A 20,538-nucleotide genomic window follows, 5' to 3' on the forward strand; every position below is an offset into this window, starting at 1 on the left:
GGCGAAACCATGCGGATAAGGGCGACATGAACACCGCCTTCCGCAAGACTCTGCCTGGTACGCAGCTCGACTATTTCGACACGCGTGCCGCGATCGAAGCCATTCGCCCCGGCGCTTACGACACCCTGCCCTATGTCTCGCGCGTCCTTGCCGAACAGCTTGTGCGGCGCTGCGAACCGGAACTGCTGAACGAAGCCCTGGCGCAGATTGCAGGACGCAAGCGCGACCGCGACTTCCCCTGGTACCCCGCGCGTGTCGTCTGCCACGACATCCTCGGCCAGACCGCGCTCGTCGACCTCGCGGGTCTGCGCGACGCTATCGCCGATCAGGGCGGCGATCCGGCCAAAGTCAACCCGGTGGTGCCGACCCAGCTCATCGTCGATCACTCTCTCGCTGTCGAATACGGTGGCTTCGAGGCCCAGGCCTTCGACAAGAACCGCGCGGTCGAGGATCGCCGCAACGAGGACCGCTTCCACTTCATCGAATGGACCAAGAGCGCCTTCGAGAACGTCGATGTGATCCCTGCCGGTAACGGCATCATGCACCAGATCAACCTGGAGAAGATGTCCCCCGTCATTCAGGTGCGCAATGGCGCCGCTTTCCCCGACACTTGCGTCGGCACCGACAGCCATACCCCCCATGTCGATGCGCTTGGTGTGATCGCCATCGGCGTCGGCGGACTGGAGGCGGAGACCGTGATGCTTGGCCGCGCCTCGATGATGCGGTTGCCGGACATTGTGGGGGTAAAACTCACTGGCCACCGCAAGCCGGGCATCACGGCCACGGACGTTGTGCTCGCCCTCACAGAATTCCTGCGGACGGAACGCGTCGTCGGTGCCTGGCTCGAGTTCTTCGGGGAAGGCGCCGACAGCCTGACCATCGGCGATCGTGCGACGATCTCCAACATGTGCCCCGAGTACGGCGCCACCGCCGCGATGTTCCACATCGACAGCCAGACCATCGACTACCTGCTTCTGACCGGCCGTGATCCAGAGCATGTCAGACTGGTCGAAACTTACGCGAAGACCACGGGGCTCTGGGCCGAGGCGCTCAAGACGGCCGAATACGAGCGCGTGCTGGAATTCGATCTCTCGACCGTCGTCCGCAACATGGCCGGTCCATCCAACCCGCACCGCCGCCTGCCCACCTCGGCGCTGGAGGAGCGCGGCATCGCCGTCGATCTCGACAAGGCGATCGCGCAGGAACGCGAAGGCCTCCTGCCCGATGGTGCCGTGATCATCGCCGCGATCACCAGTTGCACCAACACCTCGAACCCGCGCAACGTCGTCGCTGCCGGTCTCGTTGCGAAGAAAGCCAATGAACTGGGCCTTACACGCAAGCCCTGGGTCAAAAGCTCGTTCGCGCCGGGCTCGAAAGTCGCCCAGCTCTATCTGGAGGAAGCGGGCCTCTTGCCCGAGCTGGAAAAGCTCGGCTTCGGCATCGTCGCTTATGCCTGCACGACCTGCAACGGCATGTCGGGCGCGCTCGACCCCAGGATCCAGCAGGAAATCATCGAGCGCGATCTCCACGCCACCGCCGTCCTCTCCGGAAACCGCAACTTCGACGGACGCATCCATCCTTACGCCAAGCAGGCCTTCCTCGCCTCGCCGCCGCTGGTGGTCGCCTATGCGCTGGCCGGCACGATGCGCTTCGACATTGAAAAGGACGTACTGGGCACCGCGAACGGCAAGGAAATCCGGCTCGCAGACCTCTGGCCAAGCGACGAGGAAATCGATGCCATCGTCTCAGCCTCGGTGAAGCCCGCGCAGTTCCGCGAGGTCTACGACCCGATGTTCGCGCCGCAGCAACGCAGCGCGGCCAGCCCGCTCTATGACTGGCGCCCGCAATCCACCTATATCCGCCGTCCGCCCTACTGGGATACCGAAGGCGTCGGCGCGCTTGCCGCCGTTCCGCGCACGCTGAAGGACATGCGCCCGCTGGCGATCCTGCCGGACAATATCACCACCGACCACCTCTCGCCTTCCAACGCCATCCTCGCGAGTTCGGCGGCAGGCGAATACCTCACGAAAATGGGCGTGCCGGAAGAGGACTTCAATTCCTACGCCACGCACCGCGGCGACCACCTGACCGCCATGCGCGCGACATTTGCGAACCCGCAGCTGATCAACGAGATGGCCGTGGTCGGCGGCACTGTGAAGAAAGGCTCGCTGACCCGGCTCGAGCCCGACGGCATGGTCATGCGCATGTGGGAAGCGATAGAAACCTACCTCGATCGCCGCCAACCCCTGATCGTCATCGCCGGTGCCGACTACGGCCAGGGATCCTCGCGCGACTGGGCGGCCAAGGGCGTGCGCCTTGCCGGCGTGGAAGTGATCGTTGCGGAAGGCTTCGAACGTATTCACCGCACCAACCTCATCGGCATGGGCGTGCTCCCGCTCGAGTTCAAGCCGGGCACCACGCGCCTGACGCTGGGCCTCGACGGCACCGAAACCTACGATGTCGAGGGCGATCGCAAACCTGGCGCCGAGTTGACGCTGATCGTCCGGCAATCAGATGGTGTGCTCAAGCGCGTGCCGATCATCTGCCGCCTCGATACGGCGGAAGAAGTCTCGATCTACGAGGCCGGAGGCGTGCTGCAACGCTTCGCGCAGGATTTCCTTGCCTCGTCCGAAACGGAGCCCGCCTGATGGTCGCCGCTCCGCAGATCGCCATTCCCGCCACCTATATGCGCGGCGGCACCAGCAAGGGCGTGTTCTTCCGCCTCGAAGACCTGCCCGAAAGCTGCCGCCAGCCCGGCAAGGCCCGCGACCGGCTGTTCCAGCGCGTCATCGGCAGTCCCGATCCTTACGGCGCGCAGATCGACGGCATGGGCGGCGCCACCTCCAGCACCAGCAAGTGCGTGATCCTCTCGCCCAGCAGTCGCGACGGTCACGATGTCGACTATCTCTACGGCCAGATCTCGATCGATGCCGATTTCGTCGACTGGTCGGGCAATTGCGGCAACCTTTCGACCGCAGCCGGGGCCTTCGCGATCCACGCCGGTTACGTCGATGCAGGAGCGAACGGCACGCGCAAGGTACGCATCTGGCAGGCCAACATCGGCAAGACCATCATCGCCCATGTCCCGGTCACGGATGGCAGAGTGCGGGAAACCGGCGACTTCGAACTCGACGGCGTGACCTTTCCGGCGGCCGAGATCGTGCTCGAATTTCTCGACCCCGCCGAGGATGATGCGGACGGTGGAGCGATGTTCCCGACCGGCAATCTCGTCGACGAACTCGATGTGCCCGAGGAGATTGTCGCAGGCGGCAAGCTCAGGGCCACGCTCATCAACGCCGGCATTCCGACGATCTTCGTCGATGCCGAGGACATCGGCTACACCGGCACCGAACTGCGCGAAACCATCAACGGCGATACCGCAGCGCTATCCCGCTTCGAGGCGCTTCGCACCATTGGTGCACTGAAGATGGGGCTGATCAAGACGCCCGAGGAAGCGGCAAAGCGCCAGCATACACCCAAGATCGCCTTTGTCGCCCCGCCGGTCGATCATCGCACGTCGAGTGGCAGGGAAGTCCTCGCCGGCGAGATCGATGTGCTGGTCCGGGCCCTGTCGATGGGCAAGCTCCATCATGCGATGATGGGCACCGCCTCGGTCGCCATCGCCGCCGCTGCTGCCGTGCCCGGCACCTTGGTCAACCTCGCTGCGGGCGGGGGAATGCGCAATGCGGTCACCTTCGGCCACCCTTCCGGCACCCTGCGCGTCGGCGCCGAAGCTCGCGAGGTCGATGGCCAGTGGACCGTCACCAGGGCGATCATGAGCCGCAGTGCCCGCATCCTCATGGAGGGCGAGGTCTTCGTGCCCGCCGAAGTTCTCCAAGAGGCACAAAATCCGGAAGCGATCGCAGCATGACCTCCAATCGCCCCGAACGCGGCGTCGACCTCCTCGATGCCATGGTTTCCGCCGCCGCCGACCGCGCATCCGGTAGCCTTGGCGACACGATCCGTATCGCCAGGTGCGATGCCGTCCAGGTGAACGAGGGCTTCTCGGTTCCTGACGTCGATCTCGAAACCTGGTCCGTCGGTGAGGACCACCAGGCGATCGTCGTCTCCGTTTTCGCCACCGCACTCAATGGTGACGGCGGGCGCACCATCGCGGCCAGCGGCCGCTTCACCTTCACTACCTTCACCCAGAAGCGGGATTGCGGCGCATGAACGCCCTTTCGAACCCGCCCATTTCGACCCGAGAGGATCCTATGGCCCCCACGCCGACCAGCGAAGTCGCATTCAAGCCCAAGAAATCGGTGGCGCTCTCCGGCGTGGCCGCAGGCAACACCGCCCTGTGCACCGTCGGCAAGACCGGCAACGACCTGCATTATCGTGGATACGACATCCTCGACATCGCCGAGTCCGCCGAGTTCGAGGAGATCGCCCATCTGCTCGTCCACGGCGAACTGCCGACCGCGCCGCAGCTGGCCGCCTACAAGGCCAAGCTCAAGGGTCTTCGCGGACTGCCGCATTCGGTCAAGGCCGCGCTGGAGGCTATCCCCGCCGCCGCGCATCCGATGGACGTGATGCGCTCCGGCGTCTCGGCGCTGGGCTGCGTTCTTCCCGAAACGCATGATCACAACCTGCCCGACGCGCGCGATATTGCCGACCGGCTGATGGCTTCGCTCGGCTCGATCCTGCTCTACTGGTATCACTTCGCCCACCACGGCCGCCGGATCGAGGTCGAGACCGATGACGACAGCATCGGCGGCCACTTCCTGCACCTGCTCCACGGCAAGGCGCCCTCGGAAAGCTGGGCGCGGGCAATGCACACCTCGCTGATCCTCTACGCCGAGCACGAGTTCAACGCCTCGACCTTCACCGCGCGGGTGATCGCGGGAACCGGCTCGGACCTGTATTCCTGCATCGCCGGCGCCATCGGCGCGCTGCGCGGCCCCAAGCACGGCGGCGCCAACGAAGTCGCCTACGAGATCCAGAAGCGATACGCCGGTGCCGACGAGGCGGAGGCAGACATTCGCCGCCGGGTGGACGGCAAAGAAGTCGTCATCGGCTTCGGGCATCCGGTCTATACGATCTCCGATCCGCGCAACGTCGTCATCAAGCGGGTTGCGAAGTCGCTGGCCGACGAAGCGGGAGCGCAGCGGCAGTTTTCGGTCGCCGAGCGCATCGAGAGCGTGATGTGGGACGCCAAGCGCATGTTCCCGAACCTCGATTGGTTCTCTGCCGTCTCCTACAACCTGATGGGCGTGCCGACGGCGATGTTCACGCCGCTCTTCGTCATCGCCCGCACCTCGGGCTGGGCCGCGCACGTCATCGAGCAGCGCCAGGACAACAAGATCATCCGCCCCTCGGCCAACTACACCGGCCCGGAAAACCTCACATTCGTGCCGCTTGCGCATCGCAACGAGCCCTGTGCGGCTTAAGGAGTACCCATGCCCTACCTGATTGCAGACGAACTGCCCCGCGAAAGCGCGGGCAAACGCTTCCGCGAGTCCCTTGCCCGCCCCGGCATCTACAAGCTCCCCGGCGCGCACAACGGACAGGCGGCGATCCAGGCGAAGCGGGCCGGCTTCGAGGGACTCTACCTTTCCGGTGCGGCCATGACCGCCTCGATGGGCCTCCCCGATCTCGGCGTGATCACGGTGGACGAAGTGGCCTTCTTCATCCGCCAGATCGTGCGCTCCTCCGCGCTACCGCTGCTGGTCGACGGCGATACCGGCTACGGCGAAGCGCTCAACGTCATGCACATGGTCCGCACGTTTGAGGAAGCCGGGGCCGGCGCGGTTCATCTGGAAGACCAAATCTTGCCGAAGAAGTGCGGCCATCTCAACGGCAAGAACCTGGTGCCCGCCCAGGACATGGCCGCCAAGGTCGCGGCCGCCAAGAAGGCGAGCCGGGACATCGTCATCGTCGCGCGTACCGATGCGGCCGGCGTGGAAGGCTTCGACGCCGCCGTCGAGCGCGCGAAACTCTACGTAAAAGCCGGCGCCGACGCGATCTTCCCCGAAGCCCTCGTCACGCGCGAGATGTTCACGAGGTTTGCGGAGGCCATGCCGGGCGTGCCGCTGCTCGCCAACATGACCGAGTTCGGCAAGACGCCGTTTTATACGGCGGACGAATTCGCGGCGATGGGCTACAAGATGGTGATCTGGCCGGTCTCGTCGCTGCGCGTCGCCAACAAGGCGCAAGCCCTGCTTTACGCCGCGATCGCCAGGGATGGCGGCACCCACGCCATGGTCGATGCCATGCAAACCCGCGCCGAACTCTACGAGACGATCGGCCTCCATGATTACGAGGAACTCGACGCCTCGATCGTGAAGACGATCGTGCCCGAAGCCTTGCCGGCGAGCTGACCCTCCATCAGCTTTCCGGTCGTCCGCCCGGTGCCCTCGCAAACGGCTGCAGGGATGCCGGGCGGTATCGCATTCCGCTTGATCTCGTCCGAATGATTTGCAACATCCGCATGAGCGAAAGAGCGATAAAACAAAGATTTGCGAAGTTTTGCGAACCATTCAAGCGCAATCTGCAAATCTTGCGAAGGATGGGCAAGAGCTGATGCGGAAGATGTTCATGGGCGTGCGGCTGCGGCGCCTGCGCGAAGAGCGTAAGCTCAAGCAGGTGGAGCTTGCCTCCGCGCTCGATATCTCGCCCAGCTACCTCAACCAGCTCGAACAGAACCAGCGCCCCCTGACCGTGCCGGTCCTGCTGAAGCTGAACGCTGTTTTCGGGATCGATGTCCAGCTCTTCTCGGAAGACGAGGAAGCCCGCCTCGTCACGGACCTGCGTGAAGCGCTGACGGACAGCGCGGAGCCGATCGCGCTTGCCGAGATCAAGGAACTGGCTGCCAACATGCCCGCCGTGGGGCGGACCCTGGTAGCCTTGCACCGCCGCCAGCGCGAACTGAGCGAGCGCAGCGAGGCCATGGCCGCGCAATTGGGCGATGACTGGATCACGCCCGGCCCCGCCCGAATGCCGTTCGAGCAGGTGCGCGACTTCTTCTATGCGCGCCACAATCACGTCGAACTGCTGGATGAAGCCGCCGAGCGCATCTACCGCGAAGCTGGCCTAAGCCCGCGCTCGGTCTATGCCGGCCTCATCGAACGGTTGCGCGAGAGGCATGGCATCCAGATCGTCTGGAGCGAGACCGAAAGCGCGCAGCGACGCTACGATCATGCAAACCGCACGCTCCATCTCTCCGCTCATCTCAAGCAAGGTCAGCAGGCTTTCCAGATGGCCACCCAACTCGCCTTTCTGGAACTGAAGGACGAGATCGACCGGCTTGCCGACGATGCGATCCTGGCCGGCGAGGAAGCCAGGCGGCTCGCGCGGATCGGGCTCGCCAACTATTTCGCCGGCGCCCTTATCCTGCCTTACGCCGCATTTCTCGCGGCGGCGGAAGAAGATGCCTACGACATCGAACGTCTTGGCCGAAGGTTCGGGGTCGGTTTCGAGACGATCTGCCACCGCCTTTCGACCCTGCAGCGAGCGGACGCACGCGGCGTTCCGTTCTTTTTCGTGCGCGTCGATCGCGCCGGCAACATTTCCAAGCGGCAGTCCGCGACCGACTTTCACTTCTCGCGCGTCGGCGGTTCATGTCCGCTGTGGAACGTTTACGAAGCCTTCACCCAGCCGGGCCGGGTTCTGACGCAGATCGCCCAGATGCCGGATGGGCGGACCTACCTCTGGATTGCCCGCACGGTAGGTTCGGGCAATGCCGGGTATGGCGTTCCCGGCAAGACTTTCGCCGTCGGGCTCGGCTGCGATATCCGCCATGCCTCACGGCTGATCTACGCGCGCGGTCTCGATCTCTCCGATCCTGCGGCGGCAACCCGGATTGGGGCCGGCTGCAAGGTCTGCGAACGGCCGGCTTGCCCGCAGCGAGCTTTCCCTCCAATCGGCAAGCCCATCGCGGTGGACGAGAACCGCAGGACGCTGGTTCCCTATTCGGCAGAGTGACGGTGTGCCTTACCCGGCCTTGTGCAAATCGGATTTAGCACCAGCCGCTGATCCGTCCCGTCGCGACCGGCAGCGCCCTCCAGCGGACTTGTATCTCGTCCGCGCTCCGGAAAAATGCCCGAGTATCAACTTCATTTTCGCATGAAAAATTCAACTGGGACCACAAGTTCGATAGTCTCCCCGCCGACATCCTTGGGCGGCTTGGGGAGCGGCGCAGCGCGCTTGGGCAGGCTGACCGCTTCGCCATCCAGAGACCGGATGCCGGAAGAGCGCTCAAGCCGCACCGAGAGCACGTCGCCCTCGCGGTTCATGACGAAGCGAATGTAGGGAACGCCTTGCTGGTGCCGGAATGAAGCTTCGCGTGGATAGCGCTTCACCTTGTTTAGCGCCCCCAGAACCATACCTTCCCAAGTCGGTTTTGCATCACTAGCCCTCTGCGCCGGTGGAACCGGCTTGCTTTCGGGTGCGGTTGTTTTCTCGATCGGTAGTCCAGGGTCGATCACGGGTTTTGACGGCTCCAGCGTGATCGGGCTTTCGCTTGGTATCTGGATCTCAGGAACTTCGGCGTTGGGACGATCAGGTTGGACCTCGGCTTTTTCCTTTTGCACCTGCTCCGGATCGGGCGGGGTGTCGCGCTGCGGTTCGGGAGGTGCTGCGGGCGCAGCGACATCGAACACACTAAGGCTGGGCGGTGTCTGGACGGCGGTATAGACTCGCCAGGACAGGACCATGGCGGCCGTGACCGCCAGACAGATCGCACCGATCCCGCCCATCCCGAAGAGCCGCGTCTGCCAGCTCACCGGCTGATCCGCATAGCGCGTCCGCGGCAGGCCAAGGTCTGCCATAGCCGCATAGTTCAATTGCGAAGCCATTTCCGCCGACGCGGAAGCATTGTCGTTGCACCCCGAGCCATAGGGAACCTCCAGCATCATTTCGGCAGCCACCTGTCCCTGTAAGTCAGCATGAACACGACGACCTGCGCTGCGGGAGTGAGAAGTCCGAGCCAAAGAACAGGCCCGATCGCAGGCCCCTGGCTCGCGGTCGCTATTGCGAAGGACACAGCTATCAGACTCCAGCCTGAGAGCCGGAACGCCCTTTCGACCGGTCGGGAAAGCGCCTTTCCGAACAGATCGCGGTAATGCCTGGCCATGGAAAGAGCCAAACAGGCAAATCCCGAAACGGCAGAAAGGAATACGAACAGGGCGCTCACCAGCTTGGCCCTCCTCTGGTCAGCAGAAAAATGAGAAGCGCGAGCGGCATGGACACGCCGATGATCCAACCCCACGCCCGGACAACGCTTCGAGCGTGGAACACCGCCATGACGACGAGCGCGTAGACAAGAAAGCCTGCCATCGTAGCCCACAAGACAGCCGAAGCCCTGCTTCCCGGCTGGCACAACGACACAAGTACCACTGTGAGCGACGTCAGCACGTAGCCGCCGCCAAGGCCCGCCAGAATGCGTGACAGCACAGTGAACCGGTAACGCAAACCGGGTTTCATGCGCTGCCCCCGGCTAAACGCCGCCGGTCTGAAGTAGATGGTGCTGCCCACCTACGATGCACTTTGATCGCGGCCATCGCAAAAACTGCGCCTACGGCCAGCATGGTCAGGTCGAAACTCGCCAGTACCCATTCGCCGCCCCGGATAGTGTTCCCCAGATGCCGGTCAGTAGTGACTGCGTTCAGCAAAGGCAGCAGCAGGAAGCCCGCCGCTGCGGTCGCCGATAGTTCCGTCCAGGCCTTACCCGCCGGATGTCTGACGGCTGCCCACAGGAAGGCTGCTCCCATGGTCCCGAACAGAGCATGAAACTCCCAGGCCGCACGCGCTTCCATGCCGACAGGCAAAAGACGGTTCGCCCAGAAATAGCCCGCAATTCCCAAAGGCAACCCGGCGATGGTACCGATGTTGAGGGTTTCGACCAGACGGAATGAGAAGGCATCCCCTTCACCTCGCTGCTGCTTTTGCCGCCGCTTGACGGTCCACAGGATCAGTCCCGTCGCGATCATGGCGCAGCCAAGCAGGCCGGACAGGAAGTAGAGCCAGCGCAGTAACGGGCCGGCGAACAGCCCCTCATGAAGAGCGATCATGCCGTTCTGCACTTTCCATGCAGCGCCCTGCCGAAAGGACGGGGGCGACAGATCCCTGCCGGTCACGCCATCAAAGACCATCTGCTTGCGGCTGCTGTATACCAGTCCTGTATCCATGAAGAGAAAGGTGACATGCGCGTCGCTGCGCCCCGGATGCTCGACGGAGATGCCACCAATTTTGCCTTGCCCCCATTGCCTTTCCACGATCCTGGCAAGCCTGGCGATATCTGTCAGAGGAGCGACGGAGTTCCCTGCAACGTGAACGATTGGCCTCACTTTCGGCATATCCTCATCGTCGAAGCGATTGTTGGCACGCGGATTGAGCGGATTGCTGTAACCGTCGTCCGGCCAGGCCGTATTCCTGCCGTAAGCCACATCCATCGCGGCCGGCATGTAAGCGTACATGAAGAATATCAGGCCGCTGTAGGTTATCATCAAAAAGAATGGCAACGCGGTCACGCTGACGAGGTTGTGCATGTCGAGCCAGCTGCGCTGGCCTTTCCCTGGACGGAACGTGAAGAAGTCCTTGAAGATTTTCTTGTGCGTGACGACCCCGCTCAGGATCGCCAGCAGCATGAGCATCGTGCAGGCCCCAACGATCAGGATCGCGCTATGTTCGGACATGTAGTGCAGCTGGTAATGCAAACGATAGAGTCCCACGCCCCCCTCGGTTTCTCGAAGGCGGAGGGGCGAGCGCGGCTGACCGGTTACCGGGTCGATTGCCACGCTCCCCTGCTCCTGCCCTGCCCCGGACCAGGAGAGGTACCAGTCATGCCCTACCCGATCCCAGGAGGGATCAAGCGACCAGCGTTCGGCACCCGGCGCGCTCTTTTGGAGAAGCGCCTGCGCCCGGGCGACGATATCGGCAGCCGGAAGCTCGGCCGCCGATGTCACGGCGGGCGCTTCCGGCTGCATCCACAGGGTTATCTCCTCGTCGAAATAGCCGGCCGCACCGGTCATGAACACGAAGTACAGAACCCAGCCCACAACCAGCCCGGTCCATGTATGAAGCCATGCCATGGACTGGCGAAAGCTGTCCTTCATCGATCCCTATTCCGATGCGCGCCGACTACCGGTCTCATCAGTATGTGATCCGGGCATTCACCAGCACGGATCGGGGCTCACCGTAACGATTACCGCCATTCAGCGCATAGAGACGCTGATAATAGCGCTTGTCGAACAGGTTGTTGGCGATGAGGGCCAGCGAGACATGCTCGTTCACCTGATAGCCAAGGCGCGCATTGACGAGTGCATAGGCCTTCTGCCTGACGGTATCGGTGCCGTCGGAACTGCTCGAAATGCGGCTTTGCGCATTTACGCCTGCACCAACCGAGACGCCGTCTAGTGCACCGGGCAATTTGTAATTGCCCCAAACGCGGAGAAGATGCTTCGGCGTGATGCTGCTGAAATCGGCACCCTGATTTTCACTGGGCGCGCCGGTATCGGTGCGATCGCGAAGGTACTCGGTATCCGTGAAAGTGTAGCCTGCGGTAATTTCGAAACCGGGCAGTACTTCACCCGAAACCTCGGCTTCGAAGCCCTGGCCGCGAACCTTGCCATCGGCGATGTAGCAGGCATCCGCCGTAGGCGCCCCGACACAAGGCGCGGGATTGTTCGGATCCTGTTGGGCCCGATTGCTCTCGACGACCCGGAAGAGCGCGAAAGAGACATTCAGCTTCCGTCGTAGAATTCACCCTTCGTACCCAGCTCGTAGTTCACCCCCGTGACGGGAGGCAGCGTGGAACCGTCGGCCCGAAACATGCTGTTCTGGTCGCGGAAGATCTCCGCATAGCTGGCATAGACCGACCAGTTCCGAGCGACATCGAACACGACGCCCCCATAAGGCGTGAAGACGTGCTTCTGCTTCAGGGTCGTGAAGGGGCCCGTCACCGTATACTGGGCGCCGGATTCATAATTGCTGAGCCGCGCGCCCAGAATGACCTTGAGCGGATCGGCAACATTCAGCCGCGCAACGCCCCAGATGCCTTCCTGGACGATCTTCGCAGAATAGCCGGTGGGCGAGAACTCGCCAAACACCGGCCGAGCGACCGCCCAAGGGTCTGCGTTGAAAATGGGGCGAGGCGTGGCGTCGATTGTTGCCGACCTGGATTCGTTATCGAAATCCTTCTGGCGTGAATAGCTCGCCCCCACCGCGATCTCATGCGTTCTGCCCAGGGCCTGAACCTCGCCATCGATCTGTCCCTCGAACGAAAGCGTCTCGGTAGTCGCCCTGAAGTTCTGCACCGTGCTCCTCAATTGAGGGCCGATCTGGGTGACAGGATCGATGGCCGATGGTCGTGCATTGGGAGCAAGGTAGTCCTGCGACCATCGCTGCTGATTGACCTGGACCTTCGCTTTCCACGCCCCTCCCAGCCGTTGCTCCACGGAACCGAAGATGTTTGTCGCGTTGACGTCGAAATAGTTCCAGCCTGGCGCGATCCCACGCGAGGAACGCGGCAGGCGGGAATCCTTGCCGTTAGAGAACCAGGGCAGACCGCTGTTGAAGAACGAGTCCGTATTGTTCTCTTCGTAGCTCGCACCGACGGTAAGCAAAGTCGTGGGCGTGACGTCCGCTTCCGCGACCCCGTAGATCATGGGACGCTTGGTATGCACGAGGTCGGTGAAGAACTTGCGATTTTCGTAGGACGCAACCGCGCGCACACGGAGCCAGTCGGTGACCGGCACGCTTATATCGGCTTCACCTCGGTATTGGTCCCATGTTCCGGCATGCAGAACGAGGCCATAGCGCGCCTTGTCCAGCGGACGTTTGCGGATGAGATTGACGACGCCGCCCGGATAGCCCCGTCCGGCCACCAACCCGGCTGCACCGCGCATGACCTCGATTCTATCGAACATCGCGATGTTGGGCACATAGCCACCGGTAGAACCGCCGGCCCCCATCATGCCGTCGATCTGCCCGGACCCCATGTCGAAACCGCGCGATTTGAATTGCAGCGTGCCCAGATTGAAGGCTTCGGCTGTGACACCGGTCGAGGATTCGATAGCCTCGTCGATGGTGATGAAATTGCGGTCCTCGATCTGCTGGCGGGTAATGACCGTGACAGACTGCGGCGTCTCACGCAGCGTCAGCGGCAGCTTGGAGGACGTGACGGAGCCGCGCGGCGTGTAGGATCCCGTTCCCTCGGAGGCGAGCATATCCGAGCTGGGACTGGCGACCAGTCCACCCGAACCATTCGCGCCTTCGACCCTGACGGGACCAAGCGAGATGGCACCGTCTGCGATATCAGGCGCGCGCTCGATCAGGACAGTGTTCGCGCCTGTATAGCGATAGGTGAAGCCCGTTCCCGTCAGCAGTGCAGAAAGCGCCTGCTCGCGCGACATCGTTCCGGAAGCGCCCCGCGATTTGACCCCCCGGATTTGCGCGCCATCCACGGTAACCTGAAGCCCGGACTGTGCTCCGAAAATCGCCAGTGCCCGATCCAGATTTTGCGCCTCGATGTTAAAGCTGCGCTGACTGCCCGACTGAGCGGCAACGGGTGTTGCCAGCATGACAGCGGGCAACACCGCGGCGCTCGCCAGGAAGAGCACTCCAAGCCCACGCCGCCCCTTTTCCAGCGTGATATTCAAACCCCCAGAAAACACATTCAGCCTCCAATATCGTCTCTATCCGGGAGGCAGATTTGCTAATGCGTGTCCATCGCAACAAAGCCTCGAGCCATAACGATGGAGGCGCGAACTTTTTCAGAAATTTTCTTGAGAAAACGGAATATTCTATAAAAATCGATATTTGTCAGCTGGATACCACAATTATCCAGGGGGTGATCTGATATACTGTGGCGCCATGCGGCCGTACGAGCGCATCGATCGCCGCGACAGGATCCGACATATTGAAGCTGCCGGATGCCGATCGCGAGGCGATTTCCTTATCCCTCACGATGATGACACCGCGATAATAGCGGCGAATATCTGCGATCACCTCTCCAACCGGACGGTCCACCACCGCCAATCGGCCGCTACTCCATGACCCGACCAGGCTGGCTACGCCTTCGCCGCCGACCAGCCCTCCCCGCCGGGCGGATGCCCATTGTCCCGCGGTCAAAATGCGTGTCGCAGGTGGGGAGGCCAGGTTCGCCACTCGGACCCGACCATGTCGTACGTTTACGTCCGTAGCATCATCGCCAGTATGGACATCGAACCCCGTACCCAGCACGGTAGTGACCGCATCGTCGGTCAAGACCTTGAAAGGCTCGTTCTCGTTCCGAGCCACTTCGAAGTAGGCTTCACCGGATAGCAGGCGTACTTGCCGCTCCCCATGCCCAAAAGACACGGAAATCGCACTTCGCGGCGCCAATTGCACAGTGCTGCCATCTGCCAGCGCAACCGACCGCTGTTCCGCCGTCCCGGTGCGATAATCGGATTGCAAGCGCAACATGGCCTCAGGGGCAAGAAAAACGGTCAGGCATGCGGCGATCGCCGCGCCGACAACAGTGGGCCACCGCAGGAATCTTTGCCGTCGCGGGGTCGATACCGCCTCAACCTTTGAAATGGCAGGCGTCAGGAATGCGACATTCTGGCTCTGTTCGACCAGGCTCGATACCTTGTTCGCATGCGACCAGGCTGCCTGGTTTTCCGTACTGAAAGCAAACCAGCGATCGAACCGCGCGCGCAATTCCAGGTCTTCCGGCTCCTCGGCGAGCAGGATGACCCAATCGATCGCTTCATTGGCCGCGCGATCGTCCGACGAGGAAGGCGTTGCGTTCATGCTGGCCCCATAGCTTCGCCAAGTGCCTCGTCGATCAGAAGCACATGGCTATTTCGAGAGCATCTTTGAGCATCAACGATTCGAGAGCCGGAATTTTCAGATAAAACTAGGTTCGACATGAGCTTTACCGCGCTACCACACGGCCGCAATGGCGCATACCTTCCGCCACGAGCGCATGGGCCAGAGAAACAGATATATCGAAATGCGCCGCTATTTCCTTGAGTTTTCGGCCCTCCACCCGGTGCATGACCAGGGCGATGCGGGTTCGCTCCGGGAGTTCTGCCATGCTCTCGATCACCCGGCGCAATTCATCGCGAGCGAGTGCGATATCTTCCGGCGAAGGCGCTTCGTCGAGAATGGCATTCAGTTCAGGCGCCGTATCTTCTGCATTCCGCCGAGTTTCCCGCTTGACCACCCTGATCCGGTCGAGAGCGAGATTGCGGACGACGCGGTAAAAATAGCGCAAGGGCTCTTCCAGCAGTCGGCCGCGTTCCACTTGCTGTATCCGCAGCCAGGCGTCCTGCACGACGTCTTCCGCCTGCGCGCGCCCTCCAACGATACCGGCGGCATAGTCGACCAATGCCGCACGATGCGTGCTGTAAAGAGCAGAGGCAGTCCCTTCCTGCGGCACGAAGTCATTCAATTCCTTGTCGAGGAAGACGGGAGCAACGCCATCCATGCATTGCGCCGCCCTACCTATCATCCTTTTAATGAGAATGATTCTCACCAGCCTTTATCTGGGCTGCGATCTTTCTGCAACGTTTGGCGTCTTCATGCCTGCGTGCAGGATTTGCGCACCGGCAGATCGAAGATCACCAACGCCGCTGCTGGGCGCGTCGTCCATCGATACTCATGATTTTTGGGACGGCCCTAAGCTCGGGTCCAATTAGGCGGCGATCGCGATCACTGCGGGTATTCCTGGTAGAAATCGTTCTGCCAGTGAAAGTTCGTATGCGTGATGGTTACGCTGAAGTCGGTGGAGGTTACCTGATGCCACCACCCCAGCGGGATGAACAAGGCCTCCCCTGCCCGCAGATCGACTTGATGAACGCGCATGCCCTTTAAAGCAGGGAAGCGCGTGGTCAGGTCTGGCTCGGCAAGATCGCGGATTTCGCTGTAGACGTGAAAATCGTTGTAGATGCGCGGCGTTTCCAGCGGGCTCGCCAGCAATATCCTTTTACTGCCGACAAGTTGCAGCAGGAGATTGTTGGTCAGATCATGATGCAGCGGCGTGAAAGTCCCCAAGGGCCCGATCCACGTCATGCCATACGGCCGATCGCAATCGCGCGTAAGGAACTTGTCGAGAAAGCCGAGATCGGCGACCAAGGGCGCAAGCGCTTCGGCATTCGCGCCGGCATTGTAGGCGGTAAGGTAAAGATCGTTGCCGGAACCGGGAGAGGTGATGCGATCGATGAATGTGTCGAAAGGCATGGTCGTGACATGCTTGTCCATGTTCCGCTCGAAGTCCGCATTGCCGCTGCGATCGGCCTGAACTTCGACCGGTGCCGCGCCGATGACCGACTTCAGGTATTCCGGCGTCCAGCGTTGCAATGCCGGCCAATCGGCCAGCTCCCCAGCCAACAGAGCCGGCCAGTTTGCGGCATAATGGCGATCGAGAAATGCCTGTGCGTCGATCCCATCGTAGCGGGGAACCTGGCGGTTTTCGGAAAGAGCGCCCAGCCGCTGGATCGATTCCATGATCCATTGGAGCTTGCCTGGCTGCGGCTGCTTGGACTGCGGTTTATCGTTGACCCGCGCGGCTTCGGCATGCGGGCATCCGGCGCGTGGTTCGGGACCGCGATGGAATGCTTCAGCGCCCTTGAATTCGGCAAGCCGCAGCTTCGTCTTGTGATCCGAAGGCCCGGGTGCCCCGGAAGCATAGGTGCCGCGAAAGTAGTTCTTCTGCCACTTGTCCGCCGGGGCGCTGGGCGGTTCGGCTGCCATTCGGGCGTGAAAGGCATCGCGTCCCGCACTCCAGGTTTCGAACTGCTCCTTCAATTCCGGCGCATCCTCGATCGGGCGGATTTCGGGTTCGACCTGCTCGATCGCGGCGCGGCCGATCGGGAAGATGAAGCAAAAGGGTTCGTTCTCTTCGAAGCGGATGACGTGGTTGGGCCGCGTGAAGCGCCAGTTCATCGTGAAGCTGTAGGGCGACCAGTCCGTCTCGATAAGCCCGGAAAGGGGGGCAATGCCGTCCTTGGCACTGTTGGGAGGGCCGCCTGCCCAGAGATTGATGCCCTGCTCCGTGCGGAACAGGCCTTCGACATGGAAAGTGAGAACCCCCGCACCGAACAGCGCGACCGGCAAGGCTTCCCGTGGAGAGGCCGGATCGGGGCGAATGATGACGTCTTCGGGCGCACTGCCGCCGTTCCATTCCGCCTCGAAGCCGACTGGGCTCAAGACTTCCCAGCCATGCGAATTGGCGATGTCCAGCGGCAGGCAGCGATAGGCAAAGCGTTCGGGCGTGGCATCCATCCATCCGCGTGCCTGCGAGGCGGCGCGGATGCGCGGCTTCCATCCCGAGTAAACGTAACAGGTGAGTTTCATTGCAGGCGATGACCCCCAGCGCGTTCAGGCGCGCCATGTTAATGCGGCAGGCGGAAAACGAAAGGCAGCGCCTTCTCGCCCGCCTGCCTACCAGACGATGCGCAGGCCGATATTCCCGCCGATCGCATCGTAGTCTCCCTGGGCCAGTCCCTTCGCCCAATCCACACCGGCGTGAAAGCCGATGCCTGGCTTGAGCATAGTGGTGAAGCCCGTCCCCAGCTTCAGCGTGGTGCTCTCGCTTTGCAGAACCAGCGCATTGGTGTTGAAGAGAATTTCATGCTTCCCCGAGAAATTGTGCCAGAGATCGACATGGAGGAAGGGCTGGAAAAAGGCGGTTTCCGTCGTGGCGACATGCTCGATCCGCGCTGTGAGCCGGCCGGTATACGTGGTGACATCGTCGAAGTTTATGGTCGCGTAGAGGTCCGAGGTCGGATTCAGGGACACGTTCTGGACGATGAACTGGCCCTGCGTCTCCAGCGTCCAATCGTAGGCCAGTTTGATCGGATAGCCCGCCTCGGCGGAAAACAGGTAGGAGTGTCCTTTGAAGCTGGCGCCCACGTCTCGGTACGAAGAACCGTGGCCGGAGAGCCAGGAGTACATCCCGACCACGTCCAGGTACCACAAGTCGCTGCCGATATACGTGGCATAACCGCCCGCGTTTTCGGACTTGAGGTTCATGCTTCCGGCTAACGCGTCCTGCACGCCCAGCACATTCCCGCGCGTCGTTCCCGACGCTTCGCTGTGCGCATAGAAGGCACCCAGGCGCACCTGGCGGCCATCGTCATAATTGCGTGCGTACAAGTCGAAACCGGCCTGGATACCCCAGACATGGCCATCGAACGTCGGCGCCAGCTGGTAATCCGCGCGCGCGACGGTCTGATCTGCGGTCTGCTTGCGACTGTCTCCATAGATGCGCCCCCAGACGGAAGGCGCGAGCCCGTTCCCTGACTTGATCAACTGGTCACCTTGCCGCTCGTGGAAAGTGCCCAGCACGCCGAGACCCAATTCCTGCGCAATCGTCGGGACGAGCGAATAGGAAGGAATTTCCGGACGGACCGTTGGGATCGGGGTTGGCACGGGCGTAGTCGGTGGTGGTGTCGGAGTGGGAGTGGGAGTGGGAGTGGGAGTGGGAGTGGGAGTGGGAGTTGGTGTCGGCACCGGCGTAGGAGTGGGTGTCGGCGGCGGTGTGGGCGTGGGGGTCGGTGTTGGGACTGGCACGGGCGTCGGCGTGGGAACCGGCACAGGCGTTGGCGTGGGAACCGGCACAGGCGTCGGTGTGGGGACCGGCACAGGCGTCGGTGTGGGAACCGGCACAGGCGTTGGCGTGGGGACCGGCACGGGCGTGGGTGTCGGCGTTGCGACGATCTCGGACCGCAGGAACCAGCTGTCCTCCGTGCCGGCCGTCACGCCGCCGCGATAGAGTTCATACTCATAGATACCCGCCGCGACCGGACCGGCGAGTGAAAAAGCGCCCGTTGTGGTCTGTGCGCCATTGGCGGCGTCCACGACCCGGATGCCGTCCGCCGTCGTCAAATCGCCAAGCCCGTTCACGTTGGTGATGCTGATCGCCGTCGCGCCGTAGCCTTGCGCGCCTTGCCCGCTGATCACCAGCCGGTCGGATGGAGAATTGTCGTCCCCCAGTTGCGTCTGGAGCGCCAGCCGTCCACCGCCGCCATAGTAGTTTCCATAAACAGCGAAACGGTCGGTCACGCTGTTGCCGGCGTTGGTCAGGTCGATCAGGCCGTAATTGGAGACGGTCACCAGGCTCTGCGACTGGTACGGCATCACATTGTGCGTACCTCCGCCCGCATATACCGTACTGGTCGGGTCGATGTAGAGTTGTCCGGTTGCCGTACCGGAATCGCCCAGCTTCAGTGTCGCGTAGTTCGAAAAGGTCAGCGATGAGCCGCTGATCAGGTCGATCTCTTCCCAGTTGTAGAAACGGGCGACGCTATCACCGGCAGTCTGTTCGAAAATCAGCCGATCGTCGCCAAGGCCGCCGTCGATCGGCATGTTGTTGGCCATGTTGGTCGGCGTGAGCTTCAGGAACAGGGCAACGTCGTTGTCGTTGCCCATGTCGATGGCATTCATCGCGCCGCCGGACCAGTAGAGCAAGTCGTCGCCGTCCTGCATCTGTAGCGGATTGGTCAGGATGCCGCCGGTCACCAGCGCAAAGTCCTTGCCCGTGCCCAGCATCACATTGCCGTTGATCTCGCCGCCCAGCATCATGAACACGTCTTCACCGCCGCCGGTATTGACGCCGGTGCTGATACCCCGCTGCGGGCCCAGAATCGTGTTTACCGTTCCCACGCGGTTGATCACCACGTCGTTGCCGTCACCCGTCTCCACGGCGCCGCTGATGTTCCCGGCATTGTCTACGAAGTCGGCGGAGGTGCCGGTGATGCGTAGGCTGTTGGACAGCAACCCGGTATTCTGGACGAATACGCTGCCGTCACTGCTGATGCCGACATTGCCGTTGATCGTGCCGACATTGAACAGCGTGTTCTGCCCACCGCCGTCGATTTCGACCGAATTGAGCGCGGAGCGATTGACCAGCAGGTTTTCGCTTGTGCCCTTCAGCAGAAGCTGGCCGTTGATAACCCCGGAGTTGTCCAGCGAATTATCGCTGCCAACGACATTCACCGATTGAATGCTGCGACCGGTGCCGATCGTAATGTCGTTGATCCCGGCGCCGTCTATCTGCACGGAGCCGTTCATGGCTCCGTCCTGGTTGAAGACTATGCGCCCGGTTCCGTTACCGATCAGGTTTCCGTTTATGGTCCCGGTATTATTGAAGGTCTTGGTAAATCCGGCGATACCCTCGAAAGTAACGGCGGCGGGATAATTCAGAATAGATCCGGCATTGTCTACCAGCACATCGCCGCTTCCAAACGCGCCGAGCGGACCGTTCAGCGTGGCGCCGGGAAGGATTTCCTCGATGACGCTCGTATTGGTCGACGAATAACCGCCGGTGACGGTGCCCGAGCAAGTCACCACGCCCGAAGCGTCCAGAACACATTGCTGCGCCCAGGCTTCCTGCAAGGCAAAGGGAAGAAGAACCGTCGTGGCGGCAGCGCCGAGCAAGGCATGGCGTAACTTCTGGTGCGATCGCAAAACGGTTTCGGGGCCGAGTAACCACCGCTGCGAAGCTCTGCTTCGACCTGTCGAATGTGAAATCGATTCGGCCACGCTGCCTCCTGCGACTAATACCAAGGTGCGTTGAGGCTGACTCACGCGGGGGATTCCCAAGCCCGTAAA

Annotated in this window: 14 protein-coding genes and 1 pseudogene; 6 read left to right on the top strand and 9 right to left on the bottom strand. The window is 62.1% G+C overall.

What is annotated here, in order from left to right; all coding sequences use genetic code 11:
• The first annotated feature begins 26 nt into the window (after positions 1 to 26).
• The 6 genes from acnD to RT424_RS15605 all read left to right on the top strand — a co-directional run bounded on the left by acnD (position 27) and on the right by RT424_RS15605 (position 7,923).
• A complete protein-coding gene (gene acnD, locus RT424_RS15580; protein ID WP_313440161.1) occupies positions 27 to 2,648 on the top strand; it encodes a Fe/S-dependent 2-methylisocitrate dehydratase AcnD in 2,622 nt (873 codons plus the stop codon).
• Positions 2,648 to 3,871: a 2-methylaconitate cis-trans isomerase PrpF gene (prpF, locus tag RT424_RS15585; RefSeq protein ID WP_313440163.1), complete on the top strand. Its 1,224-nt coding sequence runs from the start codon at positions 2,648 to 2,650 to the stop codon at positions 3,869 to 3,871. Before acnD ends, prpF begins: the two co-directional genes overlap by 1 nt.
• Entirely contained in the window at positions 3,868 to 4,173 is a 306-nt protein-coding gene (locus RT424_RS15590; protein WP_313440165.1) for a hypothetical protein, read from the top strand. Before prpF ends, RT424_RS15590 begins: the two co-directional genes overlap by 4 nt.
• A 41-nt stretch (positions 4,174 to 4,214) precedes the next feature.
• Complete coding sequence (prpC, locus tag RT424_RS15595) at positions 4,215 to 5,390, top strand: 2-methylcitrate synthase (protein WP_313440167.1); 1,176 nt, start codon at positions 4,215 to 4,217, stop codon at positions 5,388 to 5,390.
• Positions 5,391 to 5,399: 9 nt separating this feature from the next.
• Positions 5,400 to 6,320 (top strand): methylisocitrate lyase, encoded by a 921-nt coding sequence (gene prpB, locus RT424_RS15600; RefSeq protein WP_313440168.1) that lies wholly within the window; start codon positions 5,400 to 5,402, stop codon positions 6,318 to 6,320.
• A 202-nt stretch (positions 6,321 to 6,522) separates the two neighbouring features.
• Complete coding sequence (locus RT424_RS15605; protein WP_313440170.1) at positions 6,523 to 7,923, top strand: short-chain fatty acyl-CoA regulator family protein; 1,401 nt, start codon at positions 6,523 to 6,525, stop codon at positions 7,921 to 7,923.
• A gap of 131 nt (positions 7,924 to 8,054) precedes the next feature.
• On the opposite strand, the gene RT424_RS15610 is transcribed toward RT424_RS15605, so the two are convergent.
• The 9 genes and pseudogenes from RT424_RS15610 to RT424_RS15655 all read right to left on the bottom strand — a co-directional run bounded on the left by RT424_RS15610 (position 8,055) and on the right by RT424_RS15655 (position 20,364).
• Complete coding sequence (locus tag RT424_RS15610; RefSeq protein WP_313440172.1) at positions 8,055 to 8,855, bottom strand: energy transducer TonB; 801 nt, start codon at positions 8,853 to 8,855, stop codon at positions 8,055 to 8,057.
• Entirely contained in the window at positions 8,852 to 9,133 is a 282-nt protein-coding gene (locus RT424_RS15615; RefSeq protein WP_313440174.1) for a DUF3325 domain-containing protein, read from the bottom strand. Before RT424_RS15615 ends, RT424_RS15610 begins: the two co-directional genes overlap by 4 nt.
• Positions 9,130 to 9,423, bottom strand: a complete 294-nt coding sequence (locus tag RT424_RS15620) for a hypothetical protein (protein WP_313440176.1) — start codon at positions 9,421 to 9,423, stop codon at positions 9,130 to 9,132. Before RT424_RS15620 ends, RT424_RS15615 begins: the two co-directional genes overlap by 4 nt.
• The gene (locus tag RT424_RS15625; protein WP_313440178.1) at positions 9,420 to 11,054 is read right to left on the bottom strand and encodes a PepSY-associated TM helix domain-containing protein; all 1,635 of its coding nucleotides are present in this window, start codon (positions 11,052 to 11,054) and stop codon (positions 9,420 to 9,422) included. The genes RT424_RS15620 and RT424_RS15625 overlap by 4 nt, the downstream gene beginning before the upstream one ends.
• Positions 11,055 to 11,091: 37 nt before the next feature.
• A pseudogene (locus tag RT424_RS15635) lies at positions 11,092 to 13,520 on the bottom strand (TonB-dependent siderophore receptor).
• Between the two features lie 241 nt (positions 13,521 to 13,761).
• The gene (locus RT424_RS15640; protein ID WP_313440182.1) at positions 13,762 to 14,733 is read right to left on the bottom strand and encodes a FecR family protein; all 972 of its coding nucleotides are present in this window, start codon (positions 14,731 to 14,733) and stop codon (positions 13,762 to 13,764) included.
• Between the two features lie 124 nt (positions 14,734 to 14,857).
• Positions 14,858 to 15,460: a sigma-70 family RNA polymerase sigma factor gene (locus RT424_RS15645; protein ID WP_313440184.1), complete on the bottom strand. Its 603-nt coding sequence runs from the start codon at positions 15,458 to 15,460 to the stop codon at positions 14,858 to 14,860.
• Between the two features lie 176 nt (positions 15,461 to 15,636).
• Positions 15,637 to 17,280 carry a DUF6065 family protein gene (locus tag RT424_RS15650; RefSeq protein WP_313440186.1) on the bottom strand — a complete coding sequence of 548 codons (1,644 nt, stop codon included), beginning with the start codon at positions 17,278 to 17,280 and terminating at the stop codon, positions 15,637 to 15,639.
• A gap of 87 nt (positions 17,281 to 17,367) precedes the next feature.
• Positions 17,368 to 20,364 (bottom strand): autotransporter outer membrane beta-barrel domain-containing protein, encoded by a 2,997-nt coding sequence (locus tag RT424_RS15655; protein WP_313440188.1) that lies wholly within the window; start codon positions 20,362 to 20,364, stop codon positions 17,368 to 17,370.
• Positions 20,365 to 20,538: the final 174 nt, after the last annotated feature.

It is taken from the genome of Novosphingobium sp. (genome assembly GCF_032093395.1).
Lineage (GTDB): Bacteria > Pseudomonadota > Alphaproteobacteria > Sphingomonadales > Sphingomonadaceae > Novosphingobium.